15 protein-coding genes are annotated in these 17,375 nt (G+C 73.3%); 6 read left to right on the forward strand and 9 right to left on the reverse strand.

Annotated elements, in window-relative coordinates; translation table 11 throughout:
• Nucleotides 1-39: 39 nt before the first annotated feature.
• Entirely contained in the window at nucleotides 40-636 is a 597-nt protein-coding gene (locus tag AB0G11_RS33915) for a TetR/AcrR family transcriptional regulator (RefSeq protein WP_219511721.1), read from the forward strand.
• A gap of 76 nt (nucleotides 637-712) precedes the next feature.
• On the opposite strand, the gene AB0G11_RS33920 is transcribed toward AB0G11_RS33915, so the two are convergent.
• Nucleotides 713-2,056, reverse strand: coding sequence for a hypothetical protein (locus AB0G11_RS33920; RefSeq protein ID WP_357590789.1), 1,344 nt, complete (start codon nucleotides 2,054-2,056; stop codon nucleotides 713-715).
• A gap of 198 nt (nucleotides 2,057-2,254) precedes the next feature.
• On the opposite strand from AB0G11_RS33920, the gene AB0G11_RS33925 reads away from it, so the two are divergent.
• Both AB0G11_RS33925 and AB0G11_RS33930 read left to right on the forward strand, forming a co-directional pair.
• Complete coding sequence (locus tag AB0G11_RS33925; RefSeq protein WP_357590790.1) at nucleotides 2,255-4,474, forward strand: thiamine pyrophosphate-dependent enzyme; 2,220 nt, start codon at nucleotides 2,255-2,257, stop codon at nucleotides 4,472-4,474.
• A gap of 53 nt (nucleotides 4,475-4,527) precedes the next feature.
• Nucleotides 4,528-5,724, forward strand: a complete 1,197-nt coding sequence (locus AB0G11_RS33930) for an MFS transporter (protein WP_357590792.1) — start codon at nucleotides 4,528-4,530, stop codon at nucleotides 5,722-5,724.
• Nucleotides 5,725-5,767: 43 nt separating this feature from the next.
• Here the strand turns inward: AB0G11_RS33930 and AB0G11_RS33935 are convergent, their stop codons facing one another.
• Nucleotides 5,768-6,592: a fumarylacetoacetate hydrolase family protein gene (locus tag AB0G11_RS33935; RefSeq protein ID WP_219511711.1), complete on the reverse strand. Its 825-nt coding sequence runs from the start codon at nucleotides 6,590-6,592 to the stop codon at nucleotides 5,768-5,770.
• A gap of 86 nt (nucleotides 6,593-6,678) precedes the next feature.
• Here AB0G11_RS33935 and AB0G11_RS33940 point away from each other — a divergent pair, with 86 nt between their 5' ends.
• Nucleotides 6,679-7,431, forward strand: coding sequence for an IclR family transcriptional regulator (locus tag AB0G11_RS33940; protein WP_357590794.1), 753 nt, complete (start codon nucleotides 6,679-6,681; stop codon nucleotides 7,429-7,431).
• A gap of 24 nt (nucleotides 7,432-7,455) precedes the next feature.
• Here the strand turns inward: AB0G11_RS33940 and AB0G11_RS33945 are convergent, their stop codons facing one another.
• The 3 genes from AB0G11_RS33945 to AB0G11_RS33955 are packed head-to-tail and all read right to left on the reverse strand — an operon-like array spanning nucleotide 7,456 to nucleotide 9,936.
• Nucleotides 7,456-8,571, reverse strand: coding sequence for a magnesium and cobalt transport protein CorA (locus AB0G11_RS33945; RefSeq protein WP_219511708.1), 1,116 nt, complete (start codon nucleotides 8,569-8,571; stop codon nucleotides 7,456-7,458).
• An 8-nt stretch (nucleotides 8,572-8,579) separates the two neighbouring features.
• Nucleotides 8,580-9,050: a nuclear transport factor 2 family protein gene (locus AB0G11_RS33950; RefSeq protein ID WP_308126079.1), complete on the reverse strand. Its 471-nt coding sequence runs from the start codon at nucleotides 9,048-9,050 to the stop codon at nucleotides 8,580-8,582.
• Between the two features lie 7 nt (nucleotides 9,051-9,057).
• Nucleotides 9,058-9,936 carry an amidohydrolase family protein gene (locus AB0G11_RS33955; RefSeq protein ID WP_357590796.1) on the reverse strand — a complete coding sequence of 293 codons (879 nt, stop codon included), beginning with the start codon at nucleotides 9,934-9,936 and terminating at the stop codon, nucleotides 9,058-9,060.
• Nucleotides 9,937-9,970: 34 nt separating this feature from the next.
• On the opposite strand from AB0G11_RS33955, the gene AB0G11_RS33960 reads away from it, so the two are divergent.
• Nucleotides 9,971-10,669 (forward strand): M50 family metallopeptidase, encoded by a 699-nt coding sequence (locus AB0G11_RS33960; protein WP_219511704.1) that lies wholly within the window; start codon nucleotides 9,971-9,973, stop codon nucleotides 10,667-10,669.
• A gap of 46 nt (nucleotides 10,670-10,715) precedes the next feature.
• Nucleotides 10,716-12,299: a serine/threonine-protein kinase gene (locus tag AB0G11_RS33965; protein ID WP_219511702.1), complete on the forward strand. Its 1,584-nt coding sequence runs from the start codon at nucleotides 10,716-10,718 to the stop codon at nucleotides 12,297-12,299.
• On the opposite strand, the gene AB0G11_RS33970 is transcribed toward AB0G11_RS33965, so the two are convergent.
• The 4 genes from AB0G11_RS33970 to AB0G11_RS33985 are packed head-to-tail and all read right to left on the reverse strand — an operon-like array spanning nucleotide 12,296 to nucleotide 17,365.
• Nucleotides 12,296-13,249, reverse strand: coding sequence for a winged helix DNA-binding domain-containing protein (locus AB0G11_RS33970; protein ID WP_357590798.1), 954 nt, complete (start codon nucleotides 13,247-13,249; stop codon nucleotides 12,296-12,298). The two genes, AB0G11_RS33965 and AB0G11_RS33970, sit on opposite strands and share 4 nt — an antisense overlap.
• A gap of 5 nt (nucleotides 13,250-13,254) precedes the next feature.
• Complete coding sequence (locus AB0G11_RS33975; RefSeq protein ID WP_357590800.1) at nucleotides 13,255-15,312, reverse strand: DUF3488 and transglutaminase-like domain-containing protein; 2,058 nt, start codon at nucleotides 15,310-15,312, stop codon at nucleotides 13,255-13,257.
• Entirely contained in the window at nucleotides 15,309-16,388 is a 1,080-nt protein-coding gene (locus AB0G11_RS33980; protein ID WP_219511696.1) for a DUF58 domain-containing protein, read from the reverse strand. The genes AB0G11_RS33975 and AB0G11_RS33980 overlap by 4 nt, the downstream gene beginning before the upstream one ends.
• Nucleotides 16,388-17,365, reverse strand: a complete 978-nt coding sequence (locus AB0G11_RS33985; protein ID WP_246646357.1) for a MoxR family ATPase — start codon at nucleotides 17,363-17,365, stop codon at nucleotides 16,388-16,390. The genes AB0G11_RS33980 and AB0G11_RS33985 overlap by 1 nt, the downstream gene beginning before the upstream one ends.
• Nucleotides 17,366-17,375 lie beyond the last annotated feature (10 nt).

Consider the following 17,375-nt stretch of genomic DNA (forward strand, 5'->3'; position numbering starts at 1 on the left):
TGTTAGTCACCATTAACGTAATCGTCTAGCATGTGAGACGTGACGACTGCTCCGACCCCTACCCGCAATCGGGGAAACAGGCGCGCGGAAATCCTCCGGGCCGCCGCAGAGCTGTTCGCGGCACGCGGGTTCCACGGCGTGCCGATCGAGGACATCGGCGCCGCGGTGGGCGTCTCGGGCCCGGCGCTCTACCGGCACTTCGCGGGCAAGGAGGCGCTGCTGGCGGAGATGCTGCTCGACGTCAGCTCCCGGCTGCGCGAGTCGGCGGCGGCCGTCGTCACCTCCTCGACCGGCCCGGCCGAGACGCTCGACGCGCTGCTGCACGTGCAGATCACCTTCGCCATCGAGCAGCCGGCGCTGATCACCGTGCACGACAGGGAGCTGGGCAACGTGCCCGAGCGGGAGCGGCGGCAGATCAGGCGGCTGCAGCGGCTGTACGTGGAGGAGTGGGTGACGGTGCTGGCCGAGCTGCACCCGGCCTGCCCGGCCGCCCGGCTGCGCGCCGCCACGCACGCGGTGTTCGGCCTGCTCAACTCCACGCCGCACAGCGCCGGGGAGCTGCCGGGCGAGGCCATGCGCCCGCTGCTGCACGCCATGGCCGGGGCGGCGCTGGAGGCCGCTGTTAACGCTCGTTAACACTATGGGCAAAGGACGAGGCCCGGGACCGCGGCGGTCCCGGGCCTCGCGCCTGCCGGTCAGGCGGGCCGGACGGTCAGCGCTTCACGCGGACGTAGTCCGAACCGCTGGTGTCACCGTAGGTGTCGTCGTCGCCCTGGTAGACGAACTTCCAGCGGCCCGACTTCCAGGCCTTGACCTTGGTGTAGATCTTGCCGCTGCTGTTGGACCAGGTGGACTTGACGTAGGAGTACTTCGCGGACCCGGAGGGCTTGAAGTACAGCCGCACCTTGCCCTTGTAGCCGTCCCAGTCGCCCTCGTCGTCGACCTGCAGCTTGGCCCGGAACCTCAGGTGCTTGCCGCGCTTGACCGGCTCCGGGTAGGCGTTGAAGGAGATGACGCGGGTGTCGGCCTTGACCGCCGGCGGCGGGGTGGGCTCGACGACGCGGACCCAGTCGGTGCCGCTGACCGAGCCGTCCACGCCGCGGGCACCGTCGAACTCGGCGCGCCACCAGCCGGAGTCGTACGCGGTGGCCCGTGCCCAGAAGCGGCCGTCCCTGTCGGTCACGTCGCTGGTGACGCGCCGCCAGTGGCTGGAGCCGTGCTCCTTGAACATGATGGACACGCGCTCGCCCGGCAGGTCGCGCCAGCCCTCCACCTGGAGGGTGCCGGTGAAGCTGAGCCGGTCACCGCGGGTGACGGGCTCGTGGTAGGCGTTGAAGCCGGTGATGCGGCTGTCCCGGTCGCGCCACCGTACGGAGACGCGGTCGGTGTCGCTGACGGAGGACCTGGCCTCGGCGTTGCCGCCGAACTCCGCCCGCCACCAGCCGGTCGCCCCGGCCCGGACGTGGGCGGAGAACCAGCCGCTGCGGCGGGTGGTGACGGTGGTGACGTGCCGGTAGGCGTCGGTGCCGCGGGCGCGGAAGGTGATGGTGACCTTCTGCCCGCCGTACGCCTTGCCCTCGGCCTCGAGCTTGCCCGAGACCCTGAGCCGGTCACCCTTCTCGACCAGGTCGGGGTCGGCGTCGAACTCCACCACCTTGGTGTCGAGCGCCTTCTTCACCTGGAAGGTGCCCTTGGCGGAGGCGTCGCCGGCGATGGCGAGGAAGTTCCAGACGCCGGCGTTGGCGGCGGTGAACTCCTTGGTGGCCGTCCACCTGGTCTCCTGGCCGTGGGGCGACGGCTTGACCTCGACGGGCGTGAAGACGCCCGCGTCGCCGGGGGCCTTGAGCTGGAACTCGGCCTTTCCTGCGCCCTTGGTGGTGAACGTGAACGTCGCCTTGACGGGCTTGTCGAAGATCACCACGGGGGACGGGCTGACGTCGACCCGGGAGATGGTCTCCGCCGTGGTTTCGGCCACCGCCGACGCCGTCGGGGTCAGGGCCAGAGCCCCGGCGCCGACCGCGAGCGCGACGGCGGCCACGCGGGTGCGTTGTAACATTCGGGTTCCTTTCTGGATACCCCAGGGGTTTCAACGCGGCATTGAGGGTGCCACGTGCTTCTACCAGTAGACGAGGATCGGACGCCCCAAGTTCAGAATTCTGACAAGCTGTTATAGAAAGGGGTCAATCGGACCGGTCCAGCACCTGTCCACGCCGACTGGCAGACGGACGCCACGCGGACAGACATAATCGGCTTTGTGGCGCGCGACACTGTTGAGACTCATTTCATCCAGGCGGTTACGGCTCTTGAGGGCGGCGCGGCGCGAGATCCCGCCGACCCCGTCCGCGACGGCACCACGCTCACCGGCGCGGAGTGCCGCAGGCTCTACAAGCGGCAGGTCGACAGCCGGTTGCTCGACATCGCGGCCCGCTGGCTGCGCGAGCAGGACGAGGGCTTCTACACGATCGGCTCGGCCGGTCACGAGGGCAACGCGGCCGTCGCCGCGGCCCTGCGGCCCGGCGACCCCGCCCTGCTCCACTACCGCTCCGGCGCCTTCTATCTGACCCGGTCGGAGCAGGCCGGGCGGCTGCCCGAGCAGGGCATCCGCGACGTGCTGCTGGGCCTGACCGCCTCGGCCGACGAGCCGATCGCGGGCGGGCGGCACAAGGTGTTCGGCCACCCCGACCTGGCGGTCATCCCCCAGACGTCCACCATCGCCAGCCACCTGCCCCGGGCCGTCGGCGTGGCGTTCGCCATCGAGCGGGCCCGCGCGCTCGGCGCCCCCTCGGCGTGGCCGGACGACGCGATCACCGTGTGCAGCTTCGGCGACGCCTCGGCCAACCACGCCTCGGCGCTGACGGCGTTCAACACCGCCGCCTACGCCACCTTCCAGGGGCAGCCGCTGCCGATCCTGTTCGTGTGCGAGGACAACGGCATCGGCATCAGCGTCCGCACCCCCAAGGGCTGGGTGGAGGCCGCCGCCCGGCGCCCCGGCATCACGTACTTCGGCGCCGACGGCTGCGACCTGGCGCAGGCGTACGACGTGGCGCGGCAGGCGGCCGAGCACGTGCGCACCCACCGCTCCCCCGCGTTCCTGCACCTGTCCACCGTGCGGCTGATGGGGCACGCGGGCTCCGACGTCGAGCTGGCCTACCGCACGCAGCGGGACATCCGCGCCGACCTGGAACGCGACCCGCTGGTGGCCACGGCCAGGCTGCTCGTCGAGGCCGGCCAGGCCACCCCCGAGGAGCTGCTGTCGCGCTACGAGCTGTCGCGCGAGCACGTGCTGCGGATCGCGCTGGAGACCACCCGCACCCCGCGGCTCGGCTCCGCCCGCGACATCATGGCGCCGATCGCCCCCCGCCAGGCCGACATGATCGCGAAGATCAGCCCGGTGGCGGCGGAGGCGTCGATCCGGGAGAAGGCGTTCGCCGGGACGCTGCCGGAGTCCGAGGGCGGCGTGACGCTCTGCCAGGCGATCAACCGCACGCTCGCCGACGCGCTGGCCGTCTACCCGGAGATGATGGTCTTCGGCGAGGACGTGGCCAAGAAGGGCGGCGTCTACGGCGTCACCCGGGGGCTGCAGAAGCGCTTCGGCCACACCCGGGTGTTCGACACGCACCTGGACGAGCAGGCCGTGCTCGGGCTGGCGCTCGGCGCCGGGGTGTCGAAGCTGCTGCCGGTGCCGGAGATCCAGTACCTGGCCTACCTGCACAACGCCATCGACCAGATCCGGGGCGAGGCGGCCACGCTGTCGTTCTTCTCCCAGGGCGCCTTCCCGAACCCGCTCGTGGTGCGGGTGGCCGGCTACGCCTACCAGAAGGGGTTCGGCGGCCACTTCCACAACGACAACGCCGTGGGCGCGCTGCGCGACATCCCGGGGCTCGTCATCGCCTCCCCGTCGCGCCCCGACGACGCCGCCTCGATGCTGCGCACCTGCCTGGCGGCGGCCCGTACCCAGGGATCGGTCTGCGTCTTCCTGGAGCCGATCGCGCTCTACCACACCAAGGACCTGTTCGACGAGGGCGACGGCGGCTGGCTCGCCCCGTACGCGCCGCCGTCGCGCTGGGCGGAGACGCACGTGCCGATCGGCCGGGCCCGCTCCTACGGCGAGGGGCGCGACCTGACGATCGTCACGTTCGGCAACGGGCTGCGGATGAGCCTGCGGGCGGCGGTGCGGCTCACGCAGGAGGGGTTCAGCTGCCGGGTGCTCGACCTGCGCTGGCTGGCCCCGCTGCCGGTGGAGGACCTGCTGCGGGCGGCGGAGCTGACGGGCAAGGTGCTCATCGCCGACGAGACCCGGCACACCGGCGGCGTGTCGGAGGGCATCGTGGCCGAGCTGCTCGACGCCGGGTTCGAGGGCAAGATCGCCCGCGTGACCTCGTCCGACAGCTTCATCCCGCTCGGCGACGCGGCCCGGCACGTCCTGCTGTCGGAGGAGGAGATCGAACAGGCGGCCCGCAAGCTCCTCAGCTGATCGCCGGGCCGGCCGCTCTCCTGTGACCTGCGGGTATAGCAGAATGACTCAGCGTGATCGCCCGCTCGCTGTCGCGCGCCCCCGGGTATCGGTGGGTGGTGCTCTTGCTGTGCTGGGCGTCGTTCACCATGACGTCGCTCGACCGGTCCGCCTGGGGGCCGGCGGCGGTGGCGGTGGGCGAGGGGCTGGGGGTGTCGCTGGCCGGGCTGGGCGTGTTCGCGACCGCCTACTACGCCGGTTACGTGATCTCCAACGTGGCGGGCGGGGCGCTGACCGACCGGGTCGGGGCGCGGGCCGTGCTGTCGGGGTCGCTGCTCGTGACCGGCGGCGGCATGCTGGCGTTCGGGTCGAGCCGGTCGGCGGGCGCGGGGATCGCGCTCCAGGGGCTGATCGGGCTGTTCGCCGGGGCCGACTACTCGGCGGGGCTGAAGCTCGTCGCTACCTGGTTCCCCGGCCGGGAGCGCGGGACAGCCGTGGGCGTGTACCTGACGGCGACCTCCCTCGGCACGGTGATCGCCAACGCGGTGGTGCCGCGCCTGATCGGGGCGTACGACTGGCAGCTCTCCTACCGGCTGTTCGGGATCGTCTCGATGGCGGTGGCGGTGGCGTGCGCGCTGTTCCTGCGCGACGGGGCGGCGGGACAGGCGGGGCGGGCGGTGCGGCCGGACCCTCGGCCGCTGCTGGCCGACCGTGACCTGCTGCTGCTCGGGCTGGCCGGGTTCGGCGCGCTGTGGGGCACGTACGGGTTCGTCACCTGGTCCAACACGCTCATGATCAAGGGCAGTGGCGTCGACCCGGTCACGGCGGGCACCGTGGTCGTGATGTTCGCGGTCGTGGCCGTGGTGTGCAAGCCGCTCGTCGGGCTGGCCACCGACCTGATGGGCAAGGGGCGCAGGCGGCCGGCCATCGGCGTGCTGCTGTACTTCGTGGTCGCGCTGCTGGTGTTCGGGCAGTTGCGCACGCCGGCGGAGTTCCTGGTGGCGGCGCCCTTCCTGGGGCTGGGCGCCTACCTCTACAGCCCGCTCCTGGTGGCGATGGTCCCCGACCTGGCGGGCGTCCGGCTGGCGGGCACGGCGGCCGGGGCCGCGAACGCGCTGTGGCAGCTCGGCAGCGTCACCGTGCCGGTGGTGATCGGCGCGGTGTTCCAGGCCACCGACTCGTTCGGCGCGGCGTTCGCGGCCCTGGCGGCGGGACCGCTGGCGGGCGCGGTCCTGCTCTGCTTCGTCCGCGACCGCGACCCGGTTCCCTAGCGCGTCACCCCACCGGCGGCCGCGTAGCCGCCGGCTCGCCGGGTCAGCCGAGGCGGCGCGCGGTGTTGACCTGCTCGCCGAGGCCGGCGATGCGGGTCACGAGCTTGCTGCCGTCGCCCAGGTAGCGCGGCGGCCTGCGGGCGTGGCCCACGCCGCCGGGCGTGCCGGTCGCGATCACGTCGCCCGGCCGCAGCGTGACGATCCCCGAGATGTACGCGATCAGCTCGGCAGGCGGGAACACCAGGTCGGCGGTGTCGGCCTGCTGCACCACCTCCCCGTCGACCTCGCACTGCATGGCCAGCCCGCCCTCCTCCAGCTCGTCGGGCGTGACCAGGTAGGGGCCGAAGGGCGTGGTGGCCTCGAACGTCTTGCCCTGCAGCCACTGCGCCGTGCGGTTCTGGTAGTCGCGCACGCTCACGTCGTTGAACACCGCGTAGCCGGCGATCGCGGCCCCGGCCTGCTCGGGCGTGGCGTGGCGGACGTCCGCGCCGATGACGACGGCGAGCTCGGCCTCCCAGTCGACCGCGTCGGAGACGGCCGGCAACTCGATGTCGTCGTACGGGCCGATCAGCGCGTCGGCGAACTTGGCGAACAGCGTCGGATACGCGGGCAGCTCGCGGCCCATCTCCAGGATGTGCGCGCGGTAGTTCAGCCCGACACAGATGATCTTGCCGGGCTGTGGCACGACGGGCGCCAGGTCGGCGGTGGTCAGCGGGTGACGGGCGCCGTCGGCGGCCGACGCCCGCTCGCGCCAGTCGTGGTGCGCGAGCAGCGCGCCGACGTCGGGCGAGCCGACCTCGACGGCGAGATCGCCGTCGATCCGCACGGCGGCGGTACGACGCGGCAGGCGCAGGGTGGCGAGCTTCACGCAGGTTCCCTCCCGATCGTGGGGCAGTCCCTCGAACGGGCCCAACGCTAGGCCCCGGATTCCGGGTCCCGCACTAGCATTCTGGTATGAAGAACAGGCCCGCCTACCCGCTGGGCTCTGTCGACAACGTGCTGCTGATCCTGCACATGCTGCGCGACCAGGGGCGGCTCAAGGTCAGCGACGTGGCCAGGGAGCTGGGCATCGCCCGCTCCACCGCGCACCGCCTGCTGGCCATGCTGGTCTATCGCGACTTCGCCGTCCAGGACGAGCATCACACCTATCTGCCCGGGCCCTTCCTCACCTCCCGGCAGGCGCACCCCGGCGACTCGGCGCTGCGCGAGCTGCGCGCCCTGGTGCGGCCCGCGATGGAGGCGCTGTGCGCGCGGACGCAGGAGACGGTGAACCTCATGGTCAGGATCGGCACGGAGGCGCGTTTCCTCGACAGCGTGGAGTCGTCGCAGATCCTGCACGTGGGCGACAGGAGGGGCACGATCCTGCCCGCCCGGGGCGCGTCCGGCGGCAAGGCCCTGCTGGCCACGCTGCCCCGCGACGACGTCCTCGGCCTCTACCCGGACCTGCCGGCACCCGAGCGCGCCGCCCTGCTGCGGGAGCTCGACGAGATCAGGGCGCGCGGCTACGCGCTCAACGTCGAGGGCACCGAGCAGGGCGTGTCGGCGATCGGCGCGGTCCTGCGCAACGGCAACGGGACGGCGGTGGCGGCGCTGTCGATCTCGGTGCCGACCACGCGGTTCGCCGCCGACCGGGTGCCGGTGTTCGCGGCCGAGCTGGCGGGCACGGTGGCCGAGGCCCAGCGCGCGCTCACGGCCTTCCCCGACTGATCAGCCGCGACGCCGCCGTGGCGCTCACAGCCAGTCGCGCTTCTTGAAGATCACGTAGAGGGTCACGCAGCTCGCGACCATGAGCGCCATCGCGAACGGGTAGCCGAACGCCCAGTGCGTCTCCGGCATGACGTCGAAGTTCATCCCGTAGACGCCGCCCACCACCGTCGGGGCGAACAGGATGGCCGCCCAGGCGGAGATCTTCTTGACCTCCTCGCCCTGTTGGATGCTGACCTGGGTCATCCTGGCCATCTCCTCGTTCTGCGCCTGGCTCACCAGGGTCGAGTTGACCAGCAGGATGTTCTGGAGCTGCTGCTTGAACGAGCCGAGGCGCTCGTTGACGGTGATGGCGTGGTCGCTCACGTCGCCCAGGTAGCTGCGCAGCTCGTCGTCGAGGCCGTACTTGTCGGCCCCGGCGATGAGGCCGTCGATGATCCGCGACAGCGGCGCGGTGGCCCGCTGGAACTCGATGACCTCGCCGGACAGCTCGTAGACGCGGCGTGAGACGGCCGGGTCGCCGCCGAAGACCTGCGCCTCGATCTCCTCGATGTCGGTCTGCAGCCCGGCCACCACGGGGGCGTAGCCGTCGACGACCGCGTCGAGGATGGCGTACAGCACGGCCTGGGGGCCCTGCCGGAGCAGGTCGGGGTCGGACTCCATGCGCTTGCGCACGGCCTGGAGGTCGGGCGCCTCGGCGTGCCGTACGGTGATCACCACGTCGGGGCCGACGAAGACGTGCAGCTCGCCGAACGCGACCTCCTCGACGTCGTCGAGGTAGCGGGCGGCGCGCAGCACCACGAACAGGGTGTCGCCGTAGCGGTCGGCCTTGGGCCGCTGGGAGCCGACGATGGCGTCCTCCAGCGCCAGCTCGTGCAGCTCGAACTCCTCGGCGAGCTTGACCAGCTCCCACTCTTTCGGGCGGTACAGGCCGATCCAGGCCATGTCGCCGGGGTTCTCCTTGAGGTGGGCGAACGCGTCGGCGAGCGAGGCCGGGCAGGCGACGATCCGCCCGTCGCGGTAGATCGTGTTGTTGATGACCGTGGGCTGGTAGGGCGGCTCCTCCCCGGCTCGCGGGTCCATGGAGTGCTCGGGCGCCTCCTCGCGGCCCCCGCCGCGTCTGAACCCCTTCACCTTCGCCATGCCACCTCCTAGGTCTGCAGGTTGTCGAGCTCCTGCTGGGCCCGGTCCCTGATGGTCTTGCGCCACATGGGGGTCCAGCCGAACAGCAGGCCGTGCGGCCGCCCCAGCGCCATCCTGGACCAGCGCTTGAAGTCGAACTCGTCATGATGCCGGACGATCAGGTCGTCCTCGAACCGGAACAGCGCGTCGATCTCGTTGACCACCAGCCGCCCGGTGCGGTGGAAGGTGTAGCGGGCGGTCCAGTGGGCGCTGCCGGAGAACTCGTCGGCCCGCACGTCACGGTAGGTGGACGCCAGGCCGTCGCGCACGCCGAGCTGCAGGCGCCACATCGCCATCACGCGCTCGCGGCCCTCCACCTCCTGGAAGATCGGGTCACCGAAGCTCACGTCCGGGTGGTAGCACCGTCGCATGGCCGCGTAGTCGGCGCGGCCCAGAGCCTCGTAGAAAGCGCTGATCAGCGCCACGTGCGGATCGTTCACCCTGATATCAGATCATGGCCAGGCCGTTGCTCCAGCACACGGCTCTCAGCCAGTCGTCGCCTAGGTCGAGCCGGTCGAGGGCCTGGAGCTGGTGGGCGTACGGATGGGGGATGGTCGGGAAATCACTGCCGAGGACAATCTTCCCAGCGATTCCGAAATCACGCAGGGCCGGGAGAAGTCTTCGAGGAAACGGCATGCCCAACTCCGCGAAGTCCGTCAGCGCCATCGTGGTGTCCAGCGCCACCCGCTCGTAGCGCCCGGCCAGCTCGAAGAACGCCGCGTAGTCCGGCATGCCGAGGTGCGCGATCACCACCCGCAGCCGGGGATGGCGGCGCAGCACGTCGCCGATCGGCCCGGCGCCGAGGTGGCCGCCGGGCACCGGGACGGCGCTGGCGTGCACGACCACCGGGACCCCGGCCTCGGCCAGCAGCCCCCAGATCGCCTCCAGCTCGGGGGCGCGCGGGTCGAAGCCGCCGACCTGGAGGTGCACCTTGAAGATCCGCGCCCCCTCCTCCAGCGCCCGCCGCACGTACGCCTCGGCGCCCGGCTCGGGATAGAAGGTCGCGGACGGGACGCAGCCGGGCGTGCGGCGGGCGAAGCCGAGCGTCCAGCCGTTGAGGTCGGCCGCCATGCCGGGGCGGTGCGCGTACGCCAGCGCGGGGAAGGCGAGCAGGCCCAGCTCGCGCAGCCGGGCCACCCGCTCGGCCACCGGCCAGGCGTACGTGATCCGCCAGCCGTCCCCCATCAGCGGGCCGCCGTGGGTGAAGTGGTGCCACACCCGGCGCTCCATCCGCTCGGGCAGGAAGTGCACGTGCAGGTCCACCAGGCCGGGCAGGCCGAGCGCCCGCCACCACCCCGGAACCGCAGAATCATGTTCTGTGAGCACAGTCGTGACCATACATGGATAGGGTTTTTCCTCGATGGACAAGCTCTGGGCTCAGCTGATCCAGGTCCAGGACGCCCCCGATCCGTGGATCGTGGCCGTCTCCGGGCTGGCGGCACTCGCGATCGTCACCTTCACCGCGCCCTGGCGCCTGTCCCGGGGGCTGATCACCATCGCCCACGAGGGCGGGCACGCCGTGATGGCGCTGCTCACCCGGCGCAAGCTGGAGGGCATCCGGCTCCACTCCGACACCTCCGGCGTGACGCTGACCAGGGGGCGGCCCACCGGGCCCGGCATGGTGCTCACCGCGCTGGCCGGCTACCTCGCGCCGTCGCTGCTCGGGCTGGCCGCCGCCTGGCTGACCGAGCAGGGCCGCATCACGCTGCTCGTCTGGGGGATGCTCGCGTTCCTGGTGTGCATGCTGCTGCTCGTCCGCAACCTGTACGGGGCGCTCATCCTGCTGGTGACGGGCGGGGCGGTGTTCGCGCTGGTCATGTACGCGCCGGCCGGGGTGCAGCAGGGCGTGGCGCTGGGGGTGTCGTGGTTCCTGCTGTTCGGCGGGGTGCGGCCGATCGTGGAGCTGCAGCGCAAGCGGCGCAGGCGGCAGGCGCGCGACTCCGACGCCGACCAGCTCGCGCGGCTGACGTTCCTGCCCGGCGGGTTCTACGTGTTCTTCTTCCTCCTGGTGGCGGGGGCGTCGGTGGTGGCCGGCGGCTACTTGATGAATCCACTCTGACGTCCCGAAATTTCACACTAAACTCTCCCGTGACAGGGGGGAAGTTGTGCTGCCAGTCGAGGACGCGCCCGGTTACCGGGTACTCGATCAGGCCGGCCAGGGCGGGTTCGCCGTCGTCTACCGCGCCTACCAGGAGCGCCTCGACCGGGTCGTGGCGCTGAAGGTGCTGTCGGTCGACCGCGTCGACCAGCGCACGATGCGCCGCTTCCAGCGCGAGCTCCAGCTCACCGGCCGCCTCACCGGCCACCCCAACGTGGTGACGGTCTTCGACACCGGCGTGACCCGCTCCGGCAAGCCGTACATCGCCATGGACTTCTTCGAGAACGGCTCGCTGCGCGACAAGCTCCGCAACGAGGGCCCGTTCCCGGTGGCCGAGGTGCTGCGCACCGGCGTCAAGCTCGCCGGCGCGCTCGCCGCCGTGCACGAGGCGGGCGTCCTGCACGGCGACATCAAGCCGCAGAACATCCTCATCTCCCGCTACGGGGAGCCGGCCGTGGCCGACTTCGGCGTGGCGCGGGTCGTCGACTCGGCGGAGATCTCCGCGACCTCCCAGGCGTTCACGCCGCTGCACGCCGCGCCCGAGGTGCTGACCGGGCAGCCGCACTCGGTGTCCACCGACGTCTACTCGCTCGGCTCGACCCTCTACCACCTGCTGGCCGGGCAGCCCGCCTTCCACAGCCCGACCGACCCGTCGATCGCGCCGCTGATGTACCGGGTGCTGAGCGCGGAGCCGCCGCCGATCGACCGGCCCGACGTGCCGCCCGTGGTGACGCGGACGGTGCTGCGCGCGATGGCCAAGCAGCCGGAGCTGCGTTACGGGTCGGCGCGCGAGTTCGGGCAGCGGCTGCGGCAGGTGCAGGCGGAGCTCGGGCTGCCGGTGACGGACCTCCTCGGCGAGCCCGCCGCCCCTCAGCCTGCCGCCTCTCAGGTCGCGGTCCCTCAGGCCGCCGCCCCCCATGCCGTCGTCCCGCAGCCCACCGTCCCGCAGCCCGCGTCGTACGGTCCGCCGCCCGGTGCGGGTCCGGGGGCGCCGGGCGGAACCGGGACCGGGAGCGGGGCCGGGGGCGCGACGGCGTGGCAGCAGTCGGCGGCCCCGCGCGTCACCCGTCCCGCCGGGTACGAGCCCCCTCCCCCGCAGCGGACCTCGCGGCTGGGCGTCAAGGTGGCGGTGACCGCGAGCGTCACGGCGGTGGCCGTGGCGGGCACGGTCCTGGCCGTGTGGCTCTCCCTGCAACGCGCCGACCCTCCGGCCACGCTGCCCACGGCCCGGTCCGGCACGTCGGAGCCCCAGTCACAGTCGGAGGCTCCCACGATCGACCGGCGCAGTGTCGCCGCGCTGGCCCCCCGCCAGGTGAAGGTCACCTCGGACCGGGGCGCGCTGGTCGAGCTGTCGTGGGCGCTGACCGCCAAGGCCCGCCGCTACCCGGTGGTGGTGCAGCGTTCGCCGGTGGAGAAGGGCGGCCAGCCGCTCACCCCGGTGGAGGCGGGCGCCACCTCGGCCCGCATCGGCGGCCTCGACCCGGACCAGGGCTACTGCTTCGTGGTCGGCGTCCCGCTGGACATCGCGGAGAGCAGCACGGTCGCCTGGTCCAAGCCCGCCTGCATCAGGGGCGCCCGCCCGGCGAGCTAGCCCGCCGCGCCCAGGAAGCGGCGGACGTCGGCGATCTCCGCATCGAGGGAGCCCGGGTCGACGAGGTCGGCGAACGGGGTGACCGTGACGGCGGCGGCCTTGCGCGTCCAGGTGCCCGCGATCCGGCCGCCGGCGATGACGACGGGGCGCAGGACGCCGCCGCCGGGGAAGACGGCGCGGGCGTGCTCGGGCGCGAGGATCGGGTCGCGGCTCTTCCAGCCCAGCAGATACTCGTCGAAGGCGGGCGCGAGGCGTACCACCGGCTCTTGCGGGGCGGGGGCGGCGGGCGCGGGGGCGCGCCAGGCGGCGCGGGCGTCGCCGAGGGGCAGGCCCGACCAGGCGGCCAGGTCCTCGGGCCCGGCCGGGTGGTGGGCGCGGCGGTAGCGCAGGCCCAGCTCGGCGAGGGCGCGGTCGCGGTCCGGCTCTGGGATGACGGGCGCGCCGAGCCAGTCGGCGGCGTGCACGTACGTGGGCTTGCCGCCGCGCGGCGGGCCCAGGACGGCGAGGCCGTGGTGGGCGGCGAGCGCGACCAGGTGGACGATGCCCTGGCCGCTCGCCCGGCCCGCCAGGCGTTCGGCGAGGTCGGCCTTGGTGAGCGGGCCCTGGCCGGCGAGCGCGCGGCCGATCAGCGGGAGGAGGTCGTCGCCGGTGACGCCTTCCTGGGCCAGGCGGCGCCGCGCGGCGGTGTCGTTGCGGGTGAGCGCGTGGACCCAGGGCAGGTCGTCGCGGTGGACGAAGTGGAGGGTGCCGCGCGGCCCCCACGTCCTGACGATCTCCCTGGAGTGCCAGGCGGCCTCGACGTCCGCGCGGGTGAGGGTCGCCGAGCGGGCGCGGAAGGCCAGCAGGGCGGAGACGATGTCCTGGGCCTGCACGGCGAGCAGGTGACGGACGACGTCGCCGGCGCCGAGTCCCGGCGGGCGGTGCAGGAGCTGGGCTTCCACGCTGCGCATGCCGGTCATCGTAGAAGGAGCCGGTCGCGGAGGCGGGCGGTGACGGGGGTGCGGGCGCGTACGGCCAGGCGTACGGCGTCGCTGCGCCGCCAGGCCTCGTCGGCGGCGGCGGACCCGACGTCCTCGGGGGCGTAGCGGGCGAAGTTGGTGATGTCGGCCAGCGGCCGGAGGTCGGGGCTGACGGCGCCGGAGCGGGCCACGACCTCCTCGGCGGTCAGCGTACGCGCGTCGCGCAGCCCCAGGTCGTCGCAGGTCTGCCGCCACGCGCCGAGCACCCGCTGCCCCGGTGCGGGGGCGTTGCGGCGGGCGCGCCTGCGCCACCACGGCCGCGCCGCCGCCACCCCCAGGTACGCCACCAGCAGCACGGCGAGGACCGCCGGGGCGATCAGCCAGAGCGGGAGGCCGCCTTCGGACGCGTCGCCGGTCCCCGTACGGGTCGTGCGCGACTGCTTGGGCTTGCTGGTGCCGCCCTGGGTGAACTCGCCCGCGAGCTTCTCGCTCTCCTGGATGGCGGACGACACCACGTCGTGGTCGTCCTTGGAGCCGCTCCGGCCGGGTGTGGGGTAGAAGGGCCGCCAGCCGAGCTTGTCGAACTTGATCTCCGCCCACGCCATCACATGTCCCGATTTAACGTGATAAACACCGTCAGGACCGGCCTCGCCGGGACGGAAGCCCACCACCACCCGCGACGGCAGCCCGAGCGTCCTGGCCATGAGCGCGAACGCCGACGCGAACTGCTCCGACGTCCCCCGGTGCGTCGTCTCCAGGAAGAACTCCAGCCCCTTGAGCGAGTGCCCCGGCGGCGCCTTGACGTCGTACCCGGCGTTGGCCCGCAGGTAGCTCTGCAGCCGGTACGCCTGCTTGATCGGCGCGTCCGCGCCCTTGGTCGCCTCCTGCGCCAGCTCCGTGAACAGCTTGCGCTGCGGCCCCGCGGGAAAGGCGGTCAGCGACGCGTCGGCGACGGGCGCGGCGTCGAGCAGGTCCTGCTTGGACGGCTTGGCCACCCGCGAGGTCACCTGGTAGGCGAAGCCCTTGCCCGGCTTCACCTCGGCGATCAGCGCGCCGCTGCCGGGGTCGACGGCCAGCTCGCGCACCCCCGTGACCTCGACCGGCCGCTCGGCCGCGGGCAGCCAGGTGCCCGGCAGCCCGCTGAACGTGACGCTCTGCCGTACGGTCTCCGCCGGGCCGTCCCACTCGCCCTCGGGCACCCGGCCGCCCGTCGGCTGGAAGCGGGCGGCGGACGTCCACCGCACCCCGTCGTAGCGGTCGAGCACGGCCAGCCGCCAGTTGAGCGGTTTGTCGGCCTTGACGGTGAACAGGTCGCGGTCGGGCATCTGCAGCCACGCCGACACGCGGTCGAGCGGGCTGACGCTGTCGACGCGGCGGGGCGGCGGCAGCTCGGCGTTCTCGCGCGGGTTGTACGGCTCGGCGGCGATGGGCAGCAGGGGCCCGGCGACCAGGGCGAGCGCGGCCAGCGCGGCCCCGGCGGGCACGCCCGCGAGCAGCCAGAACGCCGGGCGTCCCTCCCTGACCAGCGCGAGGGCGACGACGAGGACGAAGAGGGCGCCGGCCACCGGCAGGTTGGAGCCTTCGCCGTCCACGCCCAGCAGCAGCGCGACCCCGTACACGACCAGGGCCGGGAGGGCGGCGGCCAGGCGGGTGCGGGTGCGGTTGAGCACCTCGGCGCCGATGACGGCGGCGGCCCAGACGAGCGTGTGCGCCAGCACGAGCAGGCGCGGCTCCGGCGGGGCGGGCAGCAGCGTGGTGAGCAGTCCCTGCCAGGCGTTGGCCACGTCCGCGAACACCCCGGGGGCCGGGCCGCCGTAGAGCGGGATCGTCCCGGCGAACCACAGCACCACGTCGAGCAGCAGCGCCAGCCAGAGCGGCCGGGCCCGGGTGAGGGCCGCGACCAGCGCGGGAGCGACGGCAGCGGGCACGAGCGCGAGGATCAGCCCGGTGCCGGCGAACACCCGGTGGAACCCCCACCCGGCGGTCCCGGCGAGGGCGGCGACGAGCGCGAGACCGGCGAGCCGGTGCCAGGTCGTCGGGGTCGCCGGGGTCATCTGGCCCCCCACAGCAGCGGCAGCGCGTCGAGCTCGGCCAGCGGGATCACGGTGACGCCGGGCGCGCTGACGGCTCCCGCGCCCACGTACACGCAGATGACGCGGTCGAAGCGGCGGCGGACACCGGCGACGCGGCCCGCCTCGGCGGGGTCGGCGGTGACGAGGACGAGCGAACCGCCGCCGCGCGCCAGCCGCATCGCCTCCGTGACGCCCGTCGTGCCGGGGCCGACCAGGGCGAGCCGGTCGAGCAGCAGCTCGCCGTCGGACTTGGTCTCGGCCACCGGCCCGTCGCCGGTGACGACCCGGACGGGGAACCCCGCCCCGGCCGCCGCGACGGCCGCCGAGGCCGCGGCGTCCACGGCGAGCTCGGTGAGGTCGCGGGTGTCGAGGACGACCGTGGTCGTGGGCAGGCTGGCGTCGATGAGCTGGCGGACCATGAGCGTGCCGGTGCGGGCGCTGGAGCGCCAGTGGACGTGTCGCAGGTCGTCGCCGACGACGTACTCGCGCAGCGTGTGGAAGGTGACGGTGCCGCTGGGCGCGTTGTCGCTGGCCGGGCCCTCCAGGTGGTGCGCCCTGCCGGACGGCGGCACCGTGAGGGCGGCCGTGCGCGGGCGGACCAGGAGCCTCGCGGCCTCGCCGTACTCCCTGACGCGGCGCGTGAGCCCCAGCGGGTCGGCCCGCACGAGCGTCAGCGGGCCGATCGGGATGTCGCCGCGCACCTGCGTGGGCAGCGGGTACGAGACGGTCCTGGCGCCGCCCCTGGGCAGCCGGGGCAGGTCCACGGCGTGCTCGGACGCGCCGATCCGGTCGTGGGCGCGCAGCCCGCTCAGGCCCCGCCCGCCGAGGTTGCGCACGTGCAGAACGGCGACGGCGGCCTCGCCGCGCGGCACCTTCAGCGGCGTCACCTCGCGCCGCACCTCCAGCCTGGGCCTGGGCGCGGTCCAGGCGAGCGCGGCGGCCAGCGCGAGCAGGCCGCCGGTGGCGAGCACGACGGGCTCCGGGTAGCCGAGCGCGAACCCGGCCGCGTACAGCGCGGCCGAGCCGGCGAGCGTCCCCCAGCCGAGCGGCGTCAGCACTAGGCCGCCTGGGGCACGGGCATCCCGGCGAGCAGCTCGCCGAGCACTCCGGCGGCGGTGACCTCGCGCAGCTCGGCCTCGGGCGTGCGGATCAGCCGGTGGGCCAGCACGGGCACGGCCAGCGCCTTGACGTCCTCGGGCACCACGTAGTGGCGTCCGGCGGCGGCGGCCTTGACCCGGGCGGCCCGCAGCAGGGCCAGGCTGCCGCGCGGGCTCGCCCCGAGCCGCAGGTGCGGGCTGGTGCGGGTGGCCGCGCAGAGCGCCACGATGTAGTCGTAGACCGGGTCGGCGACGTGGATGCGGGTCGCGAAGTCGATCATCCCGGCGACGTCGGAGGCGCGGGCGACGACCGGCAGCCGTTCGACCTGCGGGCCGGTGGGCATGCCCTTGAGCACCTGCACCTCCGACGCGTGGTCGGGGTAGCCGACGGAGATCTGCATGAGGAAGCGGTCGAGCTGGGCCTCGGGCAGCGGGTAGGTGCCGTCCATGTCGACCGGGTTCTGCGTGGCGACCACCAGGAACGGCCGGGGCACCGGGTGCGGCTCGGCGTCCACGGTGACGCGGCGCTCCTCCATGACCTCCAGCAGCGCCGCCTGCGTCTTCGGCGAGGCGCGGTTGATCTCGTCGGCGAGCACGATGTTGGCGAACACCGGCCCCTGGTGGAACTCGAACTTCTGGTGCGCCTGGTTGAAGATCGACACGCCGGTGATGTCGCTGGGCAGCAGGTCGGGCGTGAACTGGACGCGCCGCCACTCGGCGTCCACGCTGGCCGCGATCGACCGGGCCAGCGTCGTCTTGCCGGTGCCCGGCACGTCCTCGATGAGCAGGTGCCCCTCGGCGAACAGGCAGATCAGCGCCAGCTCGACGGCCTCGCGCTTGCCGCGGATGACGTGCTCGATGTTGGTCGCGAGCAGCTGGAAGCGCTGCGCGAACTGGCCGGCGAGCTGCGCGGGCTGCTCATGGCTGTAATGCGTCAACCGAGTCCCC

It is taken from the genome of Nonomuraea sp. NPDC023979, from assembly GCF_040639085.1.
Lineage (GTDB): Bacteria > Actinomycetota > Actinomycetes > Streptosporangiales > Streptosporangiaceae > Nonomuraea > Nonomuraea ceibae.